Below are 15,199 nucleotides of genomic sequence, written 5' to 3' on the forward strand. Positions count from 1 at the left end.
AGCGGGCGCGGGCGCCGGGACTATCGGGCCTCGGCCAGGAAGTAGCGCGCGACCTCGATGCCGTAATCGTCGGGATCGAGGACCCCGCGGATCGTCCGGCCGGCGCCCCCCGCGGCCGGGTCCTTTTCGGCCAGGTCCACGATCTCGCCGTCGATCCTGCGCCCCGACGCGTCCGTGATCAGCTTGACCTTGGGGCGGAGGGCCAGCTGCGGGTCCTCGTTGAGGGCGAAAACGATGCCGATCTCGCCGGAGCTCAGGCCGACCAGCGAGCCGATGGGGAAAACGCCCATCATGCTGACGAAGGCCTTCAGGATGACCGGGTGGAAGTCGGTGCCGGAGAGCTCGAGCATCGCGCCCAGGGCTTCGGCCCTGGTCATCGCCGAGGGCCGGTAGACGCGCTTGGTCGTCACGGCGTCGAAGTAATCGACGACCTTGACGATCTTGCTGTACAGGTTGATGTCCCCGGTCCCGAAATAGCGGGGATAGCCGCCGCGGTCCTGCTTGATGTGATGCTCAAGGCTCACGTGGATGGCCTGGAGCGGCAGGCGCCGCGGCCCCTTGAGCAGGACGAGCTTCTCGGCCCCCTTGAACGGGTGACGCTCCATGATCTCCCGCTCGTCCGCGCTGAGCGAGGACGGCTTGTTGAGGATCTCCAGGGGCGTGTCGAGCTTGCCCAGGTCGTGGAAGAAGGCGGCGATCCCGAGGTCGACGATCTCGGCCCGGCTCAGGCCCAGGCGCCGGCCCAGGGCCGTGGACAGCAGGCAGACGTTGACCGAGTGGTTGAGGGTGTATTCGTCGTGGTTCTTGAGGTTGGTCAGGCCGAAGACGAAGGACTCGTTGTCGACGATGTGGTTGTAGATCGCCTGCATCAGGCGCCGCGTCGTGTGGACCTTGAGGCTCTCGTTCCGGGCGTTCCTGCGGAACGAATCCTTGAGATGGGCGATGCCGAGGAAGAAGATCCGGGCCGTGCTGCGGTTGAGGCTCGAGGGCGCTTGCCGGGCCGCCGCCTCCTCCAGGACGACGTTGGCGACGCCGGCCTGGTCGAGGTCTTCCCGGAGCTGGGCGAAAGGCGAGCCGGCCTTCTTTTCCCGCCTGGCGAAGACGGGCAGGAAGCGGTTGAGCTCCTCGCGCGTCAGCCCGGGCTTGAAGCGGATGGCGTCGAGCTCGCGCTGCCGGAATTCCTCCATGACGAACTTGAAAACGGCATAGGTCGCGAGGCTGGACTTGACCCGGGCCCCGTTGAGTATGAAGGCGCCGTGGCGGACGCGGAGGGCAGCCTCCTTCTCGTCCTTCAGGATGGGCGCCAGCCCGTCGAAGAAGAGCTTGGCCTGCTCCTGGAAGGCGTCGTTCTTCGGGTCGTGGATCTTGGCGATCTTGTCCACGACGTGGAAGCGAAGGACAAGCTCGCTCGCCGCCCGCTGGAAGGCGCGAATGTCCTCGGCCCCGGCCGGCCGGCGCGGAGCGGTGGAGCCGGCGCCCTGTTCGTCCATGGCCTCAGGACTCCTTAGCCCCCGGCGGCCCCGCGGCGATCCGGCCCAGGGCCGCGGCACAGGCCTCGCGGACCTTCCGGCCCCGGGCGCCCCTGGCCAGGGCGGCCGCCGCCTCGGGCGTGCCCATGCCGGCCAGCCCCGCGACGGCGGCCAAGCGCATCTCCCGGCGCCCGGCCGACGGCAGCGGCGAACGGCGCCTGAGGGTCGCGCTCAGGAATTCCAGCGCCTCGGCGGACCGCGTCCGGCCGAGGAAGGATAGGATGGCCTGCTTTTCCTTGAGGCTCTTCTTGCGGAAAGCCGGAGCCGCCGCTTCTTCGATGAGGCGGCGGATCCGGGCCGTCTCGGCCAGCGGGTCGAGCATCAGGGCCGCCTGGATCCTGAGGCTTTCGTCAGGATCGTCCAGGAACCCGAAGAGGACCTGGTTGGCCCGGGGGCCGCGGGCCCGGCCGAGGGCTTGTATGGCTTCGAGCCGGAGGGCCCGGTTCTTGAACCGCTGGAAGCCCGACAGGTGGAGGAGGCCGGATCCCCCGGGCAGGGCGGCGAGGAGCCCGATGATCTCTGCCGAGAGGTCCGGCCGGGCGTCGCCGGCCAGCCTGGCGAGCAGCCCCGGATCGGGACCGGCGGCTTCGCCGATGAACCCGAGGATCTGCTTCCTGACGTCCCGGTCGGCCTGCCGCTCGAACAGGGCCGCCGCGGTCGGCAGGGCCGCGGGCCCGGTCCGTCTGAGGAACTCGAGAAGCGCCGGCCAGGACACCTCGACGCTCGAGGTCAGGGCCTCGTCCACGGCCCTCAGGGTCCGCGGCCCCGACATCTCCTTCAGGGCGGCGTCGACCAGGACGGCCTTGGGCGAGCCGGAGGGGCCGATGTGGGCCCGGAGATCCTGGACCTCCCGGAGAACGGTGTTGGCCGCGGGGAACTTGCCGGCCCGGACCTGCTCGACCAGGAACTCCTTGAGGACGTCCAGGCCCGAAGCACAAGCGGCCGGATCCTCTTCGAGATAGACGACCTCGGCCGTCAGGCTGACGAAATCCCCCTCGGGCCACAAGTGGCGGTTGGCCCGGATCATTTCCTCGACCTCCCGGGCGTCCCCCTCCGACAGTCCGGCGGGCGCCGCCACGGACGAGCCGGGCCCGAAGCCGGCTGATGATTCGGGAGCGGCGAGCGGGGCCTCCGCGGCCGGTCCCGGCGTTTCCCCGTCGGAGGACGGGACCGCGGGGCCGTGATCGAGGCGGTCCCGATCGGCCGGCGTCAGCGCGATCCGGCCCTCGGCCAGGGAACCCTTGTCGACCTTGATCTCGAACGGCTCCCGGGCCGCATCGGGAAGCTCGGGGATGTTCTCCAGGGCCTCGATCTCGCGCCGCTCGGCCAGGATCCGGTTCTCCAGGAAGTCGTCCGGGGCGTAGTATTGGATGTCGGGGAAGTCGTTCTCCCAAAGGGCGGCGACGATGTCGTTCTCCTCGCCGGGACGCTGGGAGACGGTCTTGACGAGATCAAGGAATTCGGCGAGTTCCCGGCGGTCCAGGCCCGGGCGGAACGAGATCGACTCCATCCCGTCCTTGAAAAAGAAGAAGGGCAGGCTGCGGATGTTCGATTCGTCGAGATAGACGACCCGGTCGGCGCAGACAAAGGCGTGCTCGCGGACATCGAGATCGAGCGGGCCGAAGCGGACGAAGAAGTCGTCGAACTTGGCCCCCAGGGCTTCGACGAAGCTCCTGACCGTGTCATGGTCCGACGGATAGATCTTCATGGCCGAGACGGCATTGGCCATGGTCAGAAGGAGGTCTTTGGCCTTGCGGACGCAGAACTCCAGCTCCGATCTTTCGGCCGTGACGTCCCCCGACCGGGATCCTTGGCCTTCGTCCATGCTTCCCCTGTCCCAGGGCGGTTCCCGGTCTTCAGTTTATGGAAAAACGCCGCCGAGTCAAGCGGCGGCCGGCGGGCGGGTCGCGCTGGCGGCCTGGGCGAGGAAGTAGTCGGAAACGTCGATGCCGTACTTGGCCGGGTCGAGGGCCGCGGCGATGGTCCGGCGGAAGCGGCCGGTCGTCCCGGCCTGCTCGGCCAGATCGACGATCTCGCCGTCGATCTTGTTGCCGGCCGGATCGGTGATGAGCTTGACCGACGGCCTCAGGACGAGCCTGGGTTCGGGATTGAGGTCCTGGACGATGGCCAGCTCGCCGGTCGTCAGGGCCACCAGCGTGCCGATGGGGAAGACGCCCATCATGTTGACGAAGGCCTTGAGGATGACCGGATTGAACTCCGTGCCGCTCTGTTCCAGCATCAGGCTCAGGGCCTCGGCCCGGGTGAAGTCCCTGGCACGGTAAACGCGCCTGGTCGTGATGGCGTCGAAGACGTCGACTACCTTGACTATCTTGCTGAACAGGTTGATGTCGTCTTTTTTGAAATAGCGGGGATAGCCGGACAGGTCTTCTTTGATGTGGTGCTCCAGGGCCACGTGGATGGCCCGGAGCGGCAGGCGGCGGAACTCCTTGAGCAGGGCCAGCTTCTCGGCGCCGTGGAAGGGATGCTGCTCCATGATGTCCCGCTCGGCGTCGGTCAGCCGGCCCGGCTTGTTGAGGATGTCGAGCGGCGTCTCGGTCTTGCCCAGGTCGTGGAAGAAGGCGGCCATGCCCAGGTCGACGAGCTCGGCCCGGCTCAGGCCGAGCCGGCGGCCTAGGGCGGTGGCCAGCAGGCAGACGTTGACCGAGTGGTTGAGCGTGTACTCGTCGTGGTTCTTGATGTTGGTCAGCCCGTAGACGAAGCCCTCGTCCTCGACGATGTGGTTGTAGATCGACTGCATCAGGCGCCGGGTGGTGCTGATCTTGAGGGGCTCGTTGCGCCGGTCGCGGGCGAACGATTCCTTGAGGTGGACGATGCTGAGGAAGAACAGCCGGGCCGAGCTCTGGTGGAGGCCCTGGGGCGCCTCCTCGGCCGAGAGTTTCTCGAGCTCGAAGTGCTCGATCCCGGCGGCCTCGAGGTCGGCCTGGAGGCGGGCGAAGGGATCCTCCTCCTTCTTGTCGCGCTTGGCGAAGACGGACATGAAGCCGTAGAGCTCGTCCAGGGTGATGCCGCGAAGGAAGGTCACGGCCTCGATGTTCCGCGCGCGGAACTCCTCAATGACGGACTTGAATATGCCGTAGGTCCCGACCCCGAACTTGAGCCGGACCCCGTTCAGCACGAGCGTGCCGTGGCGGACGCGCAGGGAGGCCTCCGGTTCGGCCGCCAGGACAGAGGCCAGGGTCTCGAACAGCAGCCGGCCCTGGACCTGGAAGGCGTCGTTCCCGGTGTCGTAGATCTTGGCGATCTTGTCGACGATGTGGAAACGGGTCAGCAGCTCGAGGCCGGCCTTCTGCCGGGCCTTCGGGTCGGCCCCCGCAACCGGACCGGCCGATCCGCCCGAAACCGCGCGAACCCGGTCCTTCTCGTTCATGCCCGCATCCTATCCCCGCGCCGTCCCGGCCGGGGGCAGTCGCATGAGCGCGGCCTGGCAGGCTTCGCGGACCTTGCGGGTCCGGCCGATGGCGCCCTGCTGGAGGGCCTCGAGGGCCTCCGGCGTGGCCATGCTCTCCAGCCCGGCCGCGGCGGCCAGGCGCGTCTCCAGGGCCGCCTTTGAGGCGAAGAGAGGGGCGCGGCGGAGCGTCCGCCTCAGGAACTCGAGGGCCTCGGGCGATCTCGTCCGGCCGAGAAAGACGAGCAGCGCTTCCTTCTCCTTGAGGCTCTTGGCCCGGAAGTCCCTTCCGGAGGCTTCGTCGAGGACCTGCCGGACGCGAACGCCGCCCCGGGCCGGATCGAGGGTCAGGATGGCCTGGATCCGGATCTCCTCGTCCGGGTCGTTGAGGAAACCGGCCAGGATTCGCGAGGCCGTTTCGTTCCGGGACCGGCTCAGGGTCCGGACGACCGCCGACTTGGTCTCGTTGTTGGGGAAGTTCAGGAAGGCCGCCAGATGGGGGATGCCGCGATCGCCCGGCAGCCGGGCCAGGATGCCGACGATCTCGCTGGCCAGGACGGGCCGGGTGCCGTCGGCCAGTCCGGCCAGCTGGGCGGGCTGGGCGGCGCCGGCCTTTTCGATGAAGTCGACGACCTTGTGCCGGGCCTGCCCGTCCGGTGCGATGTCATAGAGGTCGGCCGCCAGGCCGAGGGCGGACGGCCCGAGCAGGCCGAAGAAGCCGAGCAGGGACTCCCAGTCCATGGCCTTCTTCTGGGCCAGCAGGGCCTTGACGGCCTCGATCGTCTTGGGACTGACCGTGCGGGCGAGGAAGTCGTCGAGGAGCGCCGCCTTGTCAGGGTTCCCGGCCAGGTGGCGGCTGAGCTCGTGGATCTTCTGGATGATCAGCACGCCGACATCGAAATGGCCGCGCTGAAGCTGGTCGAAATGGTATTCCAGGAGGGCGTCCAGAGCGGCCCGGCCGTTGGCCGGGTTATCCTCCAGGTAAAGGATCTCGACCATGAGGTTGATGTACTCTTCCTGAGGCGAAATGGTCCGGTTGGCCCGGAGCATGGTCTCGAGCGAAAGCAGCTCGGCTTCGGTCAGGGTCGGGTCCATGGACGCGGCCGGGCTGAGGGGCCCTTTCTCCCCAGGCGGGGGATCGGCCGCCGTCCCGGCCCCGGCGGGCTCGGGGGAAGGCGCGATCCCGGCCTCATCGTCGCTGGCCGAGGCCCTGGCGATCTGCCCGCGGTCCTCCTGGTCGAGCTCGATCCGGCCCTGGGTCAGCTTGGACGTGTCCACCCGGACCTCGATCGTCTCCTGGGCCAGGTCGCCGGGCAGGCCGGGCATGGTCCGGACAGCCTGGGGATCGCGCGTCTCGCCCATGATCCGGTTCTCGAGGAACTCGTCGGGCGCATAGTACTGGATGTTGGGGAAATCGCGTTCCCAGAGCGCGACGACGATGTCGGCGTCCTCGGCCGGCTTCTGAGCCTCGGCCTTGATAAGCTCGAGGAACTCCAGGATCTCGGACCGGTCCAGCCCCTGGTAGAAGAAAAAGATCTGCAGGCCGTCCTTGAAGAAAAAGAACGGCAGGCTCTTGATGGCGACCTCGTCGGTGTAGACCGGCTTGCCCTCATAGGTGAAGGACCGTTCCTCGATCCCTATCTGGAGCTTCTGGTAGGCGTTCAGGAAAGCCGCGAATTTCTCCGCCAGCTGGTTGATGAACGCCGTCACCGTGGCGTGCTCGCTTGGGAATATCTTCATGGCCGAAACCGCATTGGCCAGGCCATGGAGAAGGTCCTTGACTTTGTCGATGCGGGCGATATCGACGGCGTCGGGCTGGACCGGATGCATATCCACCCCAGTTTAGCCAAATCAGGCCAGCCGTCAACCGATTTCGGGCGCGGCGGCCGGGGAGGGTCCCGGCCGGCCGCCAGGAGGACGTCAGCGGCGGCTCAGCACCCGGCGCTCGTAGGCCTCGGCCTCGCGCAGCCAGTCCTCTCCCGCGGGCACGCCGGCCTTCAGGCAGTAGGCGTCCCAGACCGGGCCGAAAGGCAGGCTCTTGAGGTCTTCTAGGAAGGCCAGGCGCTGCAGGGCCCTGGCCGGCCGGTCGAGCTCCCTGGCCTTGTCCGCGGGCTCGAGCAGGGCGATGAGCAGGCCCTTCAGCACCGACCGGGCCCCGAGCACCCAGGCCCCGATGCGGTTGAAGCTGGCGTCGAAGTAGTCGAGGGCGATGTGGATGCGGTCGAGGGCCTGGCTGCGGACGATCTCGGCGCAGAGGTCGCGGACCTCGTCGTTGAGCAGGACCACATGGTCGCTGTCCCAGCGCACGCCGCGGCTGACATGGAGCAGGATCTCGCCGGAGAATGGCAGGATGGCCGAGATCTTGTCGGCGACGGATTCGGTCGGGTGGAAATGGCCGAGGTCGAGACAGATGATCTTGCCGCGGGTCAGGGCATAGCCGAGGTAGAACTCGTGCGAACCGGCGACGAACGACTCGCTGCCGAGGCCGAAGAGCTTGCTCTCGACCGAGTCCTTCATCTGCTGGGGGCTGTATTCGACCTCGTAGATCTCGTCGAGCGACTTGAGCAGGGCGGCCCGGGCCCCCCAGCGGTCGGTCGGGACGTCCTTGGAGCCGTCGGGGATCCAGAGATTGTGGAGACAGGGGGACTGCTGCTCCCGTCCGATCGAGGCGGCGATCCTGCGGCAGCACTTGACGTGGTCGACCCAGAACTTGCGAATGCCGTTCTCCCGGCTGCTCAGGGTGTACCCCGAGACGGCCTTGGGGTGGGCGAAGCAGGTGGCGTTGAAGTCGATCTTCAGGCCGCGGCGCTTGGCCCATTCCGTCCAGCCGCGGAAGTGCTCCGGCTCGATGGCGTCGCGCTCGACGGGCCGTTCGCCGAACTCTCCATACATGGCGTGCAGATTGACCCTGTGGCGGCCGGGGATGAGGGAGAAGGCCTGCTCCAGGTCGGCCCGGAGCTCTTCGACCGTCCGGGCCTTTCCCGGATAGGCCCCCGTGACCTGGAGGCCGCTACCGGCCAGGCTGCCGGCCTGCTTCTCGAAGCCGCCGACGTCGTCGCCCTGCCAGCAGTGAAGGGACAGGGGGATAGCCTGCAGGCGGGCCAGGGCCTTTTCGGTATCGACGCCGCGCTCGGCATAACGCTCGCGGGCGGCGGCATAGTTCTTTTCTATAGCGCTCGGATCCATCCTCAACCCTCCACGAAGGAACGCCATGGTTATATGCCGCCGGTCATGTACTGTCAAGCCTCGGGGAGCCCCCGGAACCGGTCCGCGGCGGCGTCCCAGGCGGGGCCGCGTCCTGAGGGCTGGTACGTCCGCGGCTCGAAAGATTCGCGGACGACGGCCCGGATGTCCTCCGGCGAGCCGACCCGGCCCAGGGCCATGGCCTGGACCAGGATGTTGCCGATGGCCGTGGCCTCGGCCGGCCCGGCCACGACCGGCAGGCCCGTTGCGTCGGCCGTCAGCTGGCAGAGGAGGGCGTTGCGCGAGCCGCCCCCGATGACGTGGATCTTCTCGATCGGATGGCCCAGGACCTGCCGGAGCTGGTCGATGACCGAGCGGTACTTAAGGGCCAGGCTCTCGAGGAGCGAGCGGACCAGGGCGGCCCGCGTGCCCGGGACCGGCTGGCCCGTCCGCCGGCAGTAGGCCGCGATGGCCTCCGGCATGTCCGGCGGATTCAGGAAGTCGGGCGCGTCGGGGTTGACCAGGGCCGCGAACGGCGCGGCCTCGGCGGCGGCGCGCGTCAGCTCGTCGTACGTGACCGGGCCCTCGGCGGACCAGGCCTTGCGGCAGCCCTGGACGAGCCAGAGGCCGGAGACGTTCTTGAGGAAGCGGATGGTGCCGCCGACGCCGCCTTCGTTGGTGAAATTGGCCCGGAGGGACAGCTCCGAGATGACCGGGGCCTTTTCCTCGACGCCGACGAGCGACCAGGTCCCGGACGAGATGTAGGCCCAGTGCTCGCCCTCGGCCGGGACGGCCGCGACCGCGGCGGCGGTGTCGTGGCCGGCCGTGGCGACGACGGGGACGTGGCGCAGGCCCGTCGCCCCCGCGACCTCCTCGGAGAGCTCGCCCAGCACTGTCCCCGGCTCGACGATGTCCTGGAGGAGCTTCTTCGACAGCCCCATGGCCTGGAACAGGCCGGGGATCCAGGTCCTGGTCCGCGGGTCGAGGCACTGGGAGGTCGAGGCGATCGTGGCCTCGGCCGCCTTGCGGCCGGTCAGGAGATAATTGAACAGGTCGGGCATGAAGAGCAGGCCGGCCGCGGCGTCGAGCAGGGGGGACCGCTCCCGGACCATGGCATAGATCTGGAAGAGCGAGTTGAAGGGCATGAACTGGATGCCGGTCGCCTCGTAGAGGGCCGGCCGGGGCACGAGCTTGAAGTACTCCTCCATGGCCCCGGCGTTGCGATGGTCGCGGTAACAGAAAGGCAGGCCCAGGAGGCTGCCGTCCTTGGCCAGCAGGCCGAAATCGACGCCCCAGGTGTCGACGCCGAGGCCGGCCGGGCGGGCCCCGATGGCCGCGGCGGCGTCGCGCATGGCCGCCTTCATCTCGTCGAAGAGGGCGTAGACGTTCCAGTGGATGTGCCCCGCGAGATTGAGGGGCGCGTTGGGGAAGCGGCGGACCTCGTGGACCGTGAGCCTGCGGCCGGCCAGCGTGCCGAGCACGGCCCGGCCGCTCTCGGCCCCGAAGTCGAAGGCCAGGAACTGGGCGGCGTCTTTCGGTTGCGTCATGCGGAGCTTCCGGACCACTTATATATTCGCAACGCGGCCCTTTTTCAAGCCGAAAGTGGAGGGCTTTTGAAAACTGCCGCCGATTCTTCTACAATGAATCCGAACACCGACGACACCCCACAGAGGTTCCATGCCACTCGAGGACAAGCTGAAGCAGTTGCGGCGCGAGCGCGAGGCCCGGTCGCGGGCCCGGACCGTCGAATCGACCTGGGAAACGCTGGGCGAGGACTCCGGCCTGACGGTCAAGGAGAAGCTCGAGCGCCTGATCGCCCTGACCGACAAGGGCCGCGGCCCGGCCGTCCGGGCCGGGGAGCGCCCCGCCGAGAAGAAGCGCTGCGAACCGGTCCAGGTCTTCGAGAACGCCTTTGCTCTCGGCGCGCGCTACGGCCAGATCCCGATCTCCATGGGGCTGCAGATCCCGGCCGGCGTCATAGGCTTCCTCAGCCGCGACGCCGCCTTCGAGGGGCTCGACCTCTCGACGGCTCTCTTCCTCGACCTCGAGACGACGGGCCTGGCCGGCGGCACGGGCACGGTGCCGTTCCTGGTCGGCCTGGCCTACTACCGGGACGAGCGGTTCAAGGTCACCCAGTTCTTCCTCAACGAGATGGCCGAGGAGGACCGGCTCATCCGCGAGCTCGACCAGTTCGTCCGGGAGATGGGCTTCAAGTCGATCGTCAGCTACAACGGCAAGGCCTACGACCTGCCGCTCATCGAGACGCGCTTCGCGCTGCACCGGACGCCCTGTCCGCTTCGCGGCTTGCCGCACCTCGACTTCCTGTTCTCGGCCCGGAGCCTGTGGAAGCACAAGTACGACAGCTGCCGGCTGTTCAACCTGGCCCAGGAGATCGTCCAGGCCGAGCGGTCCGAGGACATCCCCGGCGCCGAGATCCCGCTCCGCTATTTCCAGTACATCCGCAACGGCGATTTCACCCTCATCGACCCCATCCTTTATCACAACCAGGAGGACCTGCTGTCGCTCCTGGGCGTGGTCGTGGCCGGGGCCATCCTGGTCGAACGCCACCGCGGGGCGGCTCAGGCCGGGGCGGGCGACCCGATGGACCTCTACGGCGTGGCCAGCCTGTTCGAGCGGTCGGGGGACGCGGCGACCTCGGCCGCGCTCCTGGAGAAGGCGCTGGCCGGGGGGCGGGGCCTGTCGGCCGAAGCCTCGCACGTCGCCCGCAAGAAGCTGTCGCATCACTTCAAGAAGAACAAGGATTGGGAGAAGGCCTTGCCTTTCTGGCAGGAGATGGCGTCCGGGGCGGAGGCCGACAGCGAATGCTTCCGGGAGCTCGCGATATACTTCGAGCACACGGCCAAGGATTACGCCGAGGCTATCCGAGTCGCGACCGAAGGGCTGGCGCTGGCGAAGGGCCGGTCGCCGCTCGCCGAGAAGGACTTCGAGAAGCGGATCGCCCGGCTCCGGGGCAAGCTGGACCGGGGCAAGGGGCCGGCGCTCGGATGAAGGCCATGGTCCTCGCGGGCTTCCGGCCGCCGGCCGAGCGCCCGCTCGAGCTGCGGGAGGTGCCTGTGCCCGCGGTCGGGCCGGAGGACATCCTGATCAAGGTCCGCTGCTGCGGCGTCTGCCACACGGACCTGCACGTGGTCGGGAAGGAGCTCCCGGAAGCCAGGCTGCCGCTCATCCCCGGACATGAGGTCGTCGGCGTGGTCGAGAAGGCGGGGGAGAGGGCCCGGCGGTTCCGGGCCGGCCAGCGCGTCGGAGCGGCCTGGCTGCGCTCGGCCTGCGGCGCGTGCCGGTTTTGCCTGAGCGGACGCGAGAACCTGTGCGAGTCGGCCCGCTTCAACGGCTATCACGCCGACGGCGGCTACGCCGAATACATGGTCGTCGGCGAGGCGTTCGCCTACGCCCTGCCGGACCGGTTCGGGGACGCCGAGGCGGCGCCGCTGCTCTGCGCCGGGATCGTCGGCTACCGGGCGCTGCGTCTGAGCGGGATCGAGCCGGGCGGCGTCCTAGGCCTTTACGGCTTCGGGGGCTCGGCCCACATCGCCATCCAGGTGGCCAGGCACGGCGGGGCGAGGACGTTCGTCTTTACCCGCGGCGCCAAGCATCAGCGGCTGGCGCATGAGCTGGGCGCGGACTGGGTGGGGACGGCCAAGGACGAGCCGCCGGCCAGGCTGACGGGCGCCATCATCTTCGCCCCGGCGGGCGGCCTCTATCTCGACGCCCTGCGGGTCATGGACAGGGGAGGGACGGTCGTCTCTGCCGGCATCCACATGTCGCCCATCCCGGAGATGGACTACGACCGCTACCTCTATCACGAGCGCCGGATGCTCAGCGTGGCCAACGCCACCCGGAGGGACGGGGAAGAGCTGCTGAAGATCGCGGCCGAGATCCCGGTGAAAACGACGATCAGGACCTACCCTCTCGAGGCCGCGAACGAAGCGCTGGACGATCTCCTGTCCGGGCGCCTCGACGCCGCCGCCGTCCTGAAGATCGGGACATGAAAATGGGGGACATGACCCAATTCTCTTGAATTGGGATCGTGTCCCCCATTTTCCGGTGCATGAGCCGTGGGTCGCGTCCCCCATTTTCATGGAAATTCCCCCCGGCCGGCCGTTGCAAACCCGGCCGATTTCCGCTATATTATCCCCGTTTTTCCGCCCTGCGCGCCCGTAGCTCAGTTGGATAGAGCGTCTGACTACGAATCAGCAGGTCGGGTGTTCGAGTCACCCCGGGCGCGCTTCCTCTTTTCTCCTTGAATATCAATAGGTTATCTCCAGCGTCGCTCCGAGTCATGGGCCAGAATCATGCATTTTTAAGTGCGCTTGTTTATACTTTTTTAAGCAGGATTAGCCCATATTTTGGAAAGCCAATTGGAAAGCCTGTTGACCCCCCGCGAGTTCCGAGTTATTCTTCTGGCGGAATGGTGGTCGTTGGCCTTGGTGCCTATTGCCTCAGCAGGCTAATAATTGCTGATGCGACCATTATTATCGCCAGAATCAAGATAACGATAATGACCTTTATCAGACAGGCTACCATTCCAGAACTCCTATCGATTGTGGCGACGCTGATAGCGCTTCTCGCGCTTCTCGTCTCGATCCTGCTATACGTCTTGAATAAAAGGACTTTTTCTTTGCTCTATTCCAAGCCCGTCGCGAGGATAGGGGAAATCAAACTAGTCGCTCGCGTTGAAAAAGACGGAATGGGAGGATATAGCCAAATTAATACGATCAGGATCCGAGTTTATAATCCCAGCTCTATCGGGAATTATTATTCATATCATCTGGCCGGTAGCCGTTTCGGGAAGGCACTGAAGGAAGGCCTCATTTACGACTGCAATGAAACAGATGAACTCAAGCCGTTTGGCAAGTCCGGCATCCTGATTTACGCCGACGATAGCTTTAAAGCACGCTTCGAGGGAAAGAGGCTTTGGCTAATTATCAAGGACATTCGGGGCAAGAAACATAGGTTATCTTTTCGATTTTTTAATACGGGGCCGCATGATTAGGTGCTTCATAACCAAATAATCTCCCGCCTAATCGCCGGCTTCGCCAGCCCGACTAGAACACCCGAGACGGAATTACAAATATCATCGTGCCCGCCGCCCTGGGGGTGAGTGATTAGATCCTTGCCGGCCGGGCGGACCCTGCGCTCAAGACTAGCGAACTGCGCCACGAGCCGCTTGTTGTCCAGGAGCTCTGCCGTGCCATTGAGGATAATTGGCAAAACATTAAGGTAGTAATCGCTGGCCGACATGTCCGAGCTGTCGATTGTGATGCCGTGGGCCTTGAAGGCTTCGGGCACCCAGGCGCCCGCGTAGTGATCGGATTTGGCACGATAGATATGATAATTCTTCATTAGTTCGGCATATTCGGCCACAACCGCCGAGGGCGTGAAGGGGGGCCTGCGCTCGCGGATGGCGTCGATGACAACCTTTCCAAGCGCCCCCCGGTGCCCGATTGCCATAGTGAAGCTGTCCGACGATCCGCCGCTCGGGTCGATAAACGCCTCGTAGCGCTCATCGGCCAGCGGGGGCAGCTCAAGCCGGCCCGGAATAACGGCGGCTTCCACGGCCTCGAGGTTGATAAACGCAGAGATATCGTCCCGGAAAGTCGCTTCCCACTCGGCCCGCGCGGCCTGCGGGTCTTCCGCAACCGCCCGCTCGATCATCTTTGGGTCGAGCGTGCTGTTCATCCGCCGAGACGGAGCTACCCAAATAAGTGGCCCGTCCGCCTTGCCGTGATAGCGTTTATACATGTCGTAGAGATGGCCGGCCTTCGCGTAGGGAGTCGAGATCCCGATGAGCATGCTCTCCGGGCACGTTGCCAGCGCCGGGCGGATGGCCGCGACTATCTCTTTGTCGGGATTGGCCGATTCGTCTGAACGATAAAAAGACAGTTCTTCCAGGATGGCCGCAACCAAGGTGTAGCCCCGGACGCCTCGGAACGACGCAGGCTTGACGGCGATGCTGATGCCGTTCTTGAGGTCGATTTGTTCTTGGGTCTCGCGCTGGACGTACGGCCGCAGCATCTTTACCCGGTCGAAGATTCCGCTGATGTACCCTTTGATGATTCCTGCCTGCGCCTTGTCCGTCGCGATGATGAATACCCAGCCTCGCTCTCCCGGCGCAAGATATGGCGACCAATCTTTAAAAACAGAAAGATGGGTTGCCAGAATTGAAGAAGTATAGCTCTTACCCGATCGCCGGCCACAGATGACATAACTCTCGCGGGCGGGGACGGTCGGAGGCTCTTCAAGCCCCGTGGCCTGCCGGAAAAGCTCCAAGTCTTTCTCGCCGCGAATCGGCAGCCCGAAGAGAGCGGACAGGTAGACCTCCCAGGCGTGCCAAGTCCTCTGATCCTTGAAGAGTTGTGCGAATAGTTTCTTGTCGTGCAGGACGTCTAGAATTGTTACCATCAATGCCCCTGTATTCTGAATCGGCGAGCGGGGCCGGCCTTGTCAACCGGCCCCACGGATTCAGCCCGCCGAAGGGAAGCTCGCGCCCAAAGCCGACGTGCGCGGGCACCCGTGACTAGGAGATCAGACTATCGTTTGAAAGCTTCGATAAGTGGAGTGTTGCGGGTAATGTACGCCCGAAGCGCATCAAGTTCGACATGCCACACCCGCGCCAGCTCGTCCTCGCTATGGCCTGACTTGAAGGCACCCAGGAGGTCGCAGATGAGGATCGTCTTGACGCCGGCGGGTACCCGGTCACCGCATGCGTTCTCTTCGAAAACGGGGAGTTCATCCTCGGCCAATAGCCTCGACAAGATCGCCGAGGTTCCCGATAGCGGCATCAATATATGCAATCCGTAGCCATAAAAAGCCCTGGCCCGATCACGTGATAGCCCCACTAGGTCGGCCGCTCGCTCGATCGGCAGCCCATGCTGGACGAATCGAACCAGCTTGGCGAACGTCAACGCCGGCTCGGGGATGTCCGCAAACGCCGCGCCGGGGTCCAGAGTTCCGTCAAAAGCCGACTCCACCCGTGGCCCGTCCGCGAGCAACAGCGCCACGGCGCGAGGGATCTTAACGACCTTATCCCCGAAGGGCAGGGTCATGAATTCCGGGTCGA

At 66.0% G+C, this 15,199-nt stretch carries 11 protein-coding genes and 1 tRNA gene; 4 read left to right on the forward strand and 8 right to left on the reverse strand.

Features of this window, described 5'->3' with window-relative positions:
- Positions 1 to 20 precede the first annotated feature (20 nt).
- The 6 genes from ABFD52_06785 to ABFD52_06810 all read right to left on the reverse strand — a co-directional run bounded on the left by ABFD52_06785 (position 21) and on the right by ABFD52_06810 (position 9,665).
- Positions 21 to 1,490, reverse strand: coding sequence for an HD domain-containing phosphohydrolase (locus tag ABFD52_06785; GenBank protein ID MEN6560461.1), 1,470 nt, complete (start codon positions 1,488 to 1,490; stop codon positions 21 to 23).
- A 4-nt stretch (positions 1,491 to 1,494) separates the two neighbouring features.
- Positions 1,495 to 3,354 (reverse strand): HEAT repeat domain-containing protein, encoded by a 1,860-nt coding sequence (locus tag ABFD52_06790; GenBank protein MEN6560462.1) that lies wholly within the window; start codon positions 3,352 to 3,354, stop codon positions 1,495 to 1,497.
- A 57-nt stretch (positions 3,355 to 3,411) separates the two neighbouring features.
- On the reverse strand, positions 3,412 to 4,917 hold the full coding sequence (locus ABFD52_06795) for an HD-GYP domain-containing protein (protein ID MEN6560463.1): 1,506 nt from the start codon (positions 4,915 to 4,917) through the stop codon (positions 3,412 to 3,414).
- A 9-nt stretch (positions 4,918 to 4,926) separates the two neighbouring features.
- Positions 4,927 to 6,765: a HEAT repeat domain-containing protein gene (locus ABFD52_06800; protein ID MEN6560464.1), complete on the reverse strand. Its 1,839-nt coding sequence runs from the start codon at positions 6,763 to 6,765 to the stop codon at positions 4,927 to 4,929.
- Between the two features lie 90 nt (positions 6,766 to 6,855).
- Complete coding sequence (locus ABFD52_06805; GenBank protein ID MEN6560465.1) at positions 6,856 to 8,121, reverse strand: L-rhamnose isomerase; 1,266 nt, start codon at positions 8,119 to 8,121, stop codon at positions 6,856 to 6,858.
- Between the two features lie 53 nt (positions 8,122 to 8,174).
- On the reverse strand, positions 8,175 to 9,665 hold the full coding sequence (locus ABFD52_06810) for a rhamnulokinase family protein (protein ID MEN6560466.1): 1,491 nt from the start codon (positions 9,663 to 9,665) through the stop codon (positions 8,175 to 8,177).
- Between the two features lie 130 nt (positions 9,666 to 9,795).
- Here ABFD52_06810 and ABFD52_06815 point away from each other — a divergent pair, with 130 nt between their 5' ends.
- The 4 genes from ABFD52_06815 to ABFD52_06830 all read left to right on the forward strand — a co-directional run bounded on the left by ABFD52_06815 (position 9,796) and on the right by ABFD52_06830 (position 13,132).
- Positions 9,796 to 11,127, forward strand: a complete 1,332-nt coding sequence (locus tag ABFD52_06815; GenBank protein ID MEN6560467.1) for a ribonuclease H-like domain-containing protein — start codon at positions 9,796 to 9,798, stop codon at positions 11,125 to 11,127.
- Positions 11,128 to 11,132: 5 nt separating this feature from the next.
- Positions 11,133 to 12,128: a zinc-dependent alcohol dehydrogenase family protein gene (locus tag ABFD52_06820; protein ID MEN6560468.1), complete on the forward strand. Its 996-nt coding sequence runs from the start codon at positions 11,133 to 11,135 to the stop codon at positions 12,126 to 12,128.
- Between the two features lie 162 nt (positions 12,129 to 12,290).
- Positions 12,291 to 12,364, forward strand: a tRNA-Arg gene (locus ABFD52_06825).
- A 54-nt stretch (positions 12,365 to 12,418) separates the two neighbouring features.
- Complete coding sequence (locus ABFD52_06830; protein MEN6560469.1) at positions 12,419 to 13,132, forward strand: hypothetical protein; 714 nt, start codon at positions 12,419 to 12,421, stop codon at positions 13,130 to 13,132.
- A 5-nt stretch (positions 13,133 to 13,137) separates the two neighbouring features.
- Here the strand turns inward: ABFD52_06830 and ABFD52_06835 are convergent, their stop codons facing one another.
- Both ABFD52_06835 and ABFD52_06840 read right to left on the reverse strand, forming a co-directional pair.
- Entirely contained in the window at positions 13,138 to 14,541 is a 1,404-nt protein-coding gene (locus ABFD52_06835; GenBank protein ID MEN6560470.1) for a terminase family protein, read from the reverse strand.
- 128 nt (positions 14,542 to 14,669) lie between these two features.
- The coding region (locus tag ABFD52_06840; protein ID MEN6560471.1) for a hypothetical protein at positions 14,670 to 15,199 on the reverse strand (530 nt) is incomplete at its 5' end.

The organism is Acidobacteriota bacterium (assembly GCA_039683095.1).
Classification (GTDB): Bacteria; Acidobacteriota; Aminicenantia; order Aminicenantales; family Saccharicenantaceae; genus RBG-16-66-30.

Excerpts from the sequence above, each read along its gene's own strand:
- ABFD52_06785 (MEN6560461.1), bottom strand. The coding sequence starts at position 1,490 with ATGGACGAACAGGGCGCCGGCTCCACCGCTCCGCGCCGGCCGGCCGGG.
- ABFD52_06790 (MEN6560462.1), bottom strand. The coding sequence starts at position 3,354 with ATGGACGAAGGCCAAGGATCCCGGTCGGGGGACGTCACGGCCGAAAGA.
- ABFD52_06795 (MEN6560463.1), bottom strand. The coding sequence starts at position 4,917 with ATGAACGAGAAGGACCGGGTTCGCGCGGTTTCGGGCGGATCGGCCGGT.
- ABFD52_06800 (MEN6560464.1), bottom strand. The coding sequence starts at position 6,765 with ATGCATCCGGTCCAGCCCGACGCCGTCGATATCGCCCGCATCGACAAA.
- ABFD52_06805 (MEN6560465.1), bottom strand. The coding sequence starts at position 8,121 with ATGGATCCGAGCGCTATAGAAAAGAACTATGCCGCCGCCCGCGAGCGT.
- ABFD52_06810 (MEN6560466.1), bottom strand. The coding sequence starts at position 9,665 with ATGACGCAACCGAAAGACGCCGCCCAGTTCCTGGCCTTCGACTTCGGG.
- ABFD52_06815 (MEN6560467.1), top strand. The coding sequence starts at position 9,796 with ATGCCACTCGAGGACAAGCTGAAGCAGTTGCGGCGCGAGCGCGAGGCC.
- ABFD52_06820 (MEN6560468.1), top strand. The coding sequence starts at position 11,133 with ATGGTCCTCGCGGGCTTCCGGCCGCCGGCCGAGCGCCCGCTCGAGCTG.
- ABFD52_06830 (MEN6560469.1), top strand. The coding sequence starts at position 12,419 with ATGGGCCAGAATCATGCATTTTTAAGTGCGCTTGTTTATACTTTTTTA.
- ABFD52_06835 (MEN6560470.1), bottom strand. The coding sequence starts at position 14,541 with ATGGTAACAATTCTAGACGTCCTGCACGACAAGAAACTATTCGCACAA.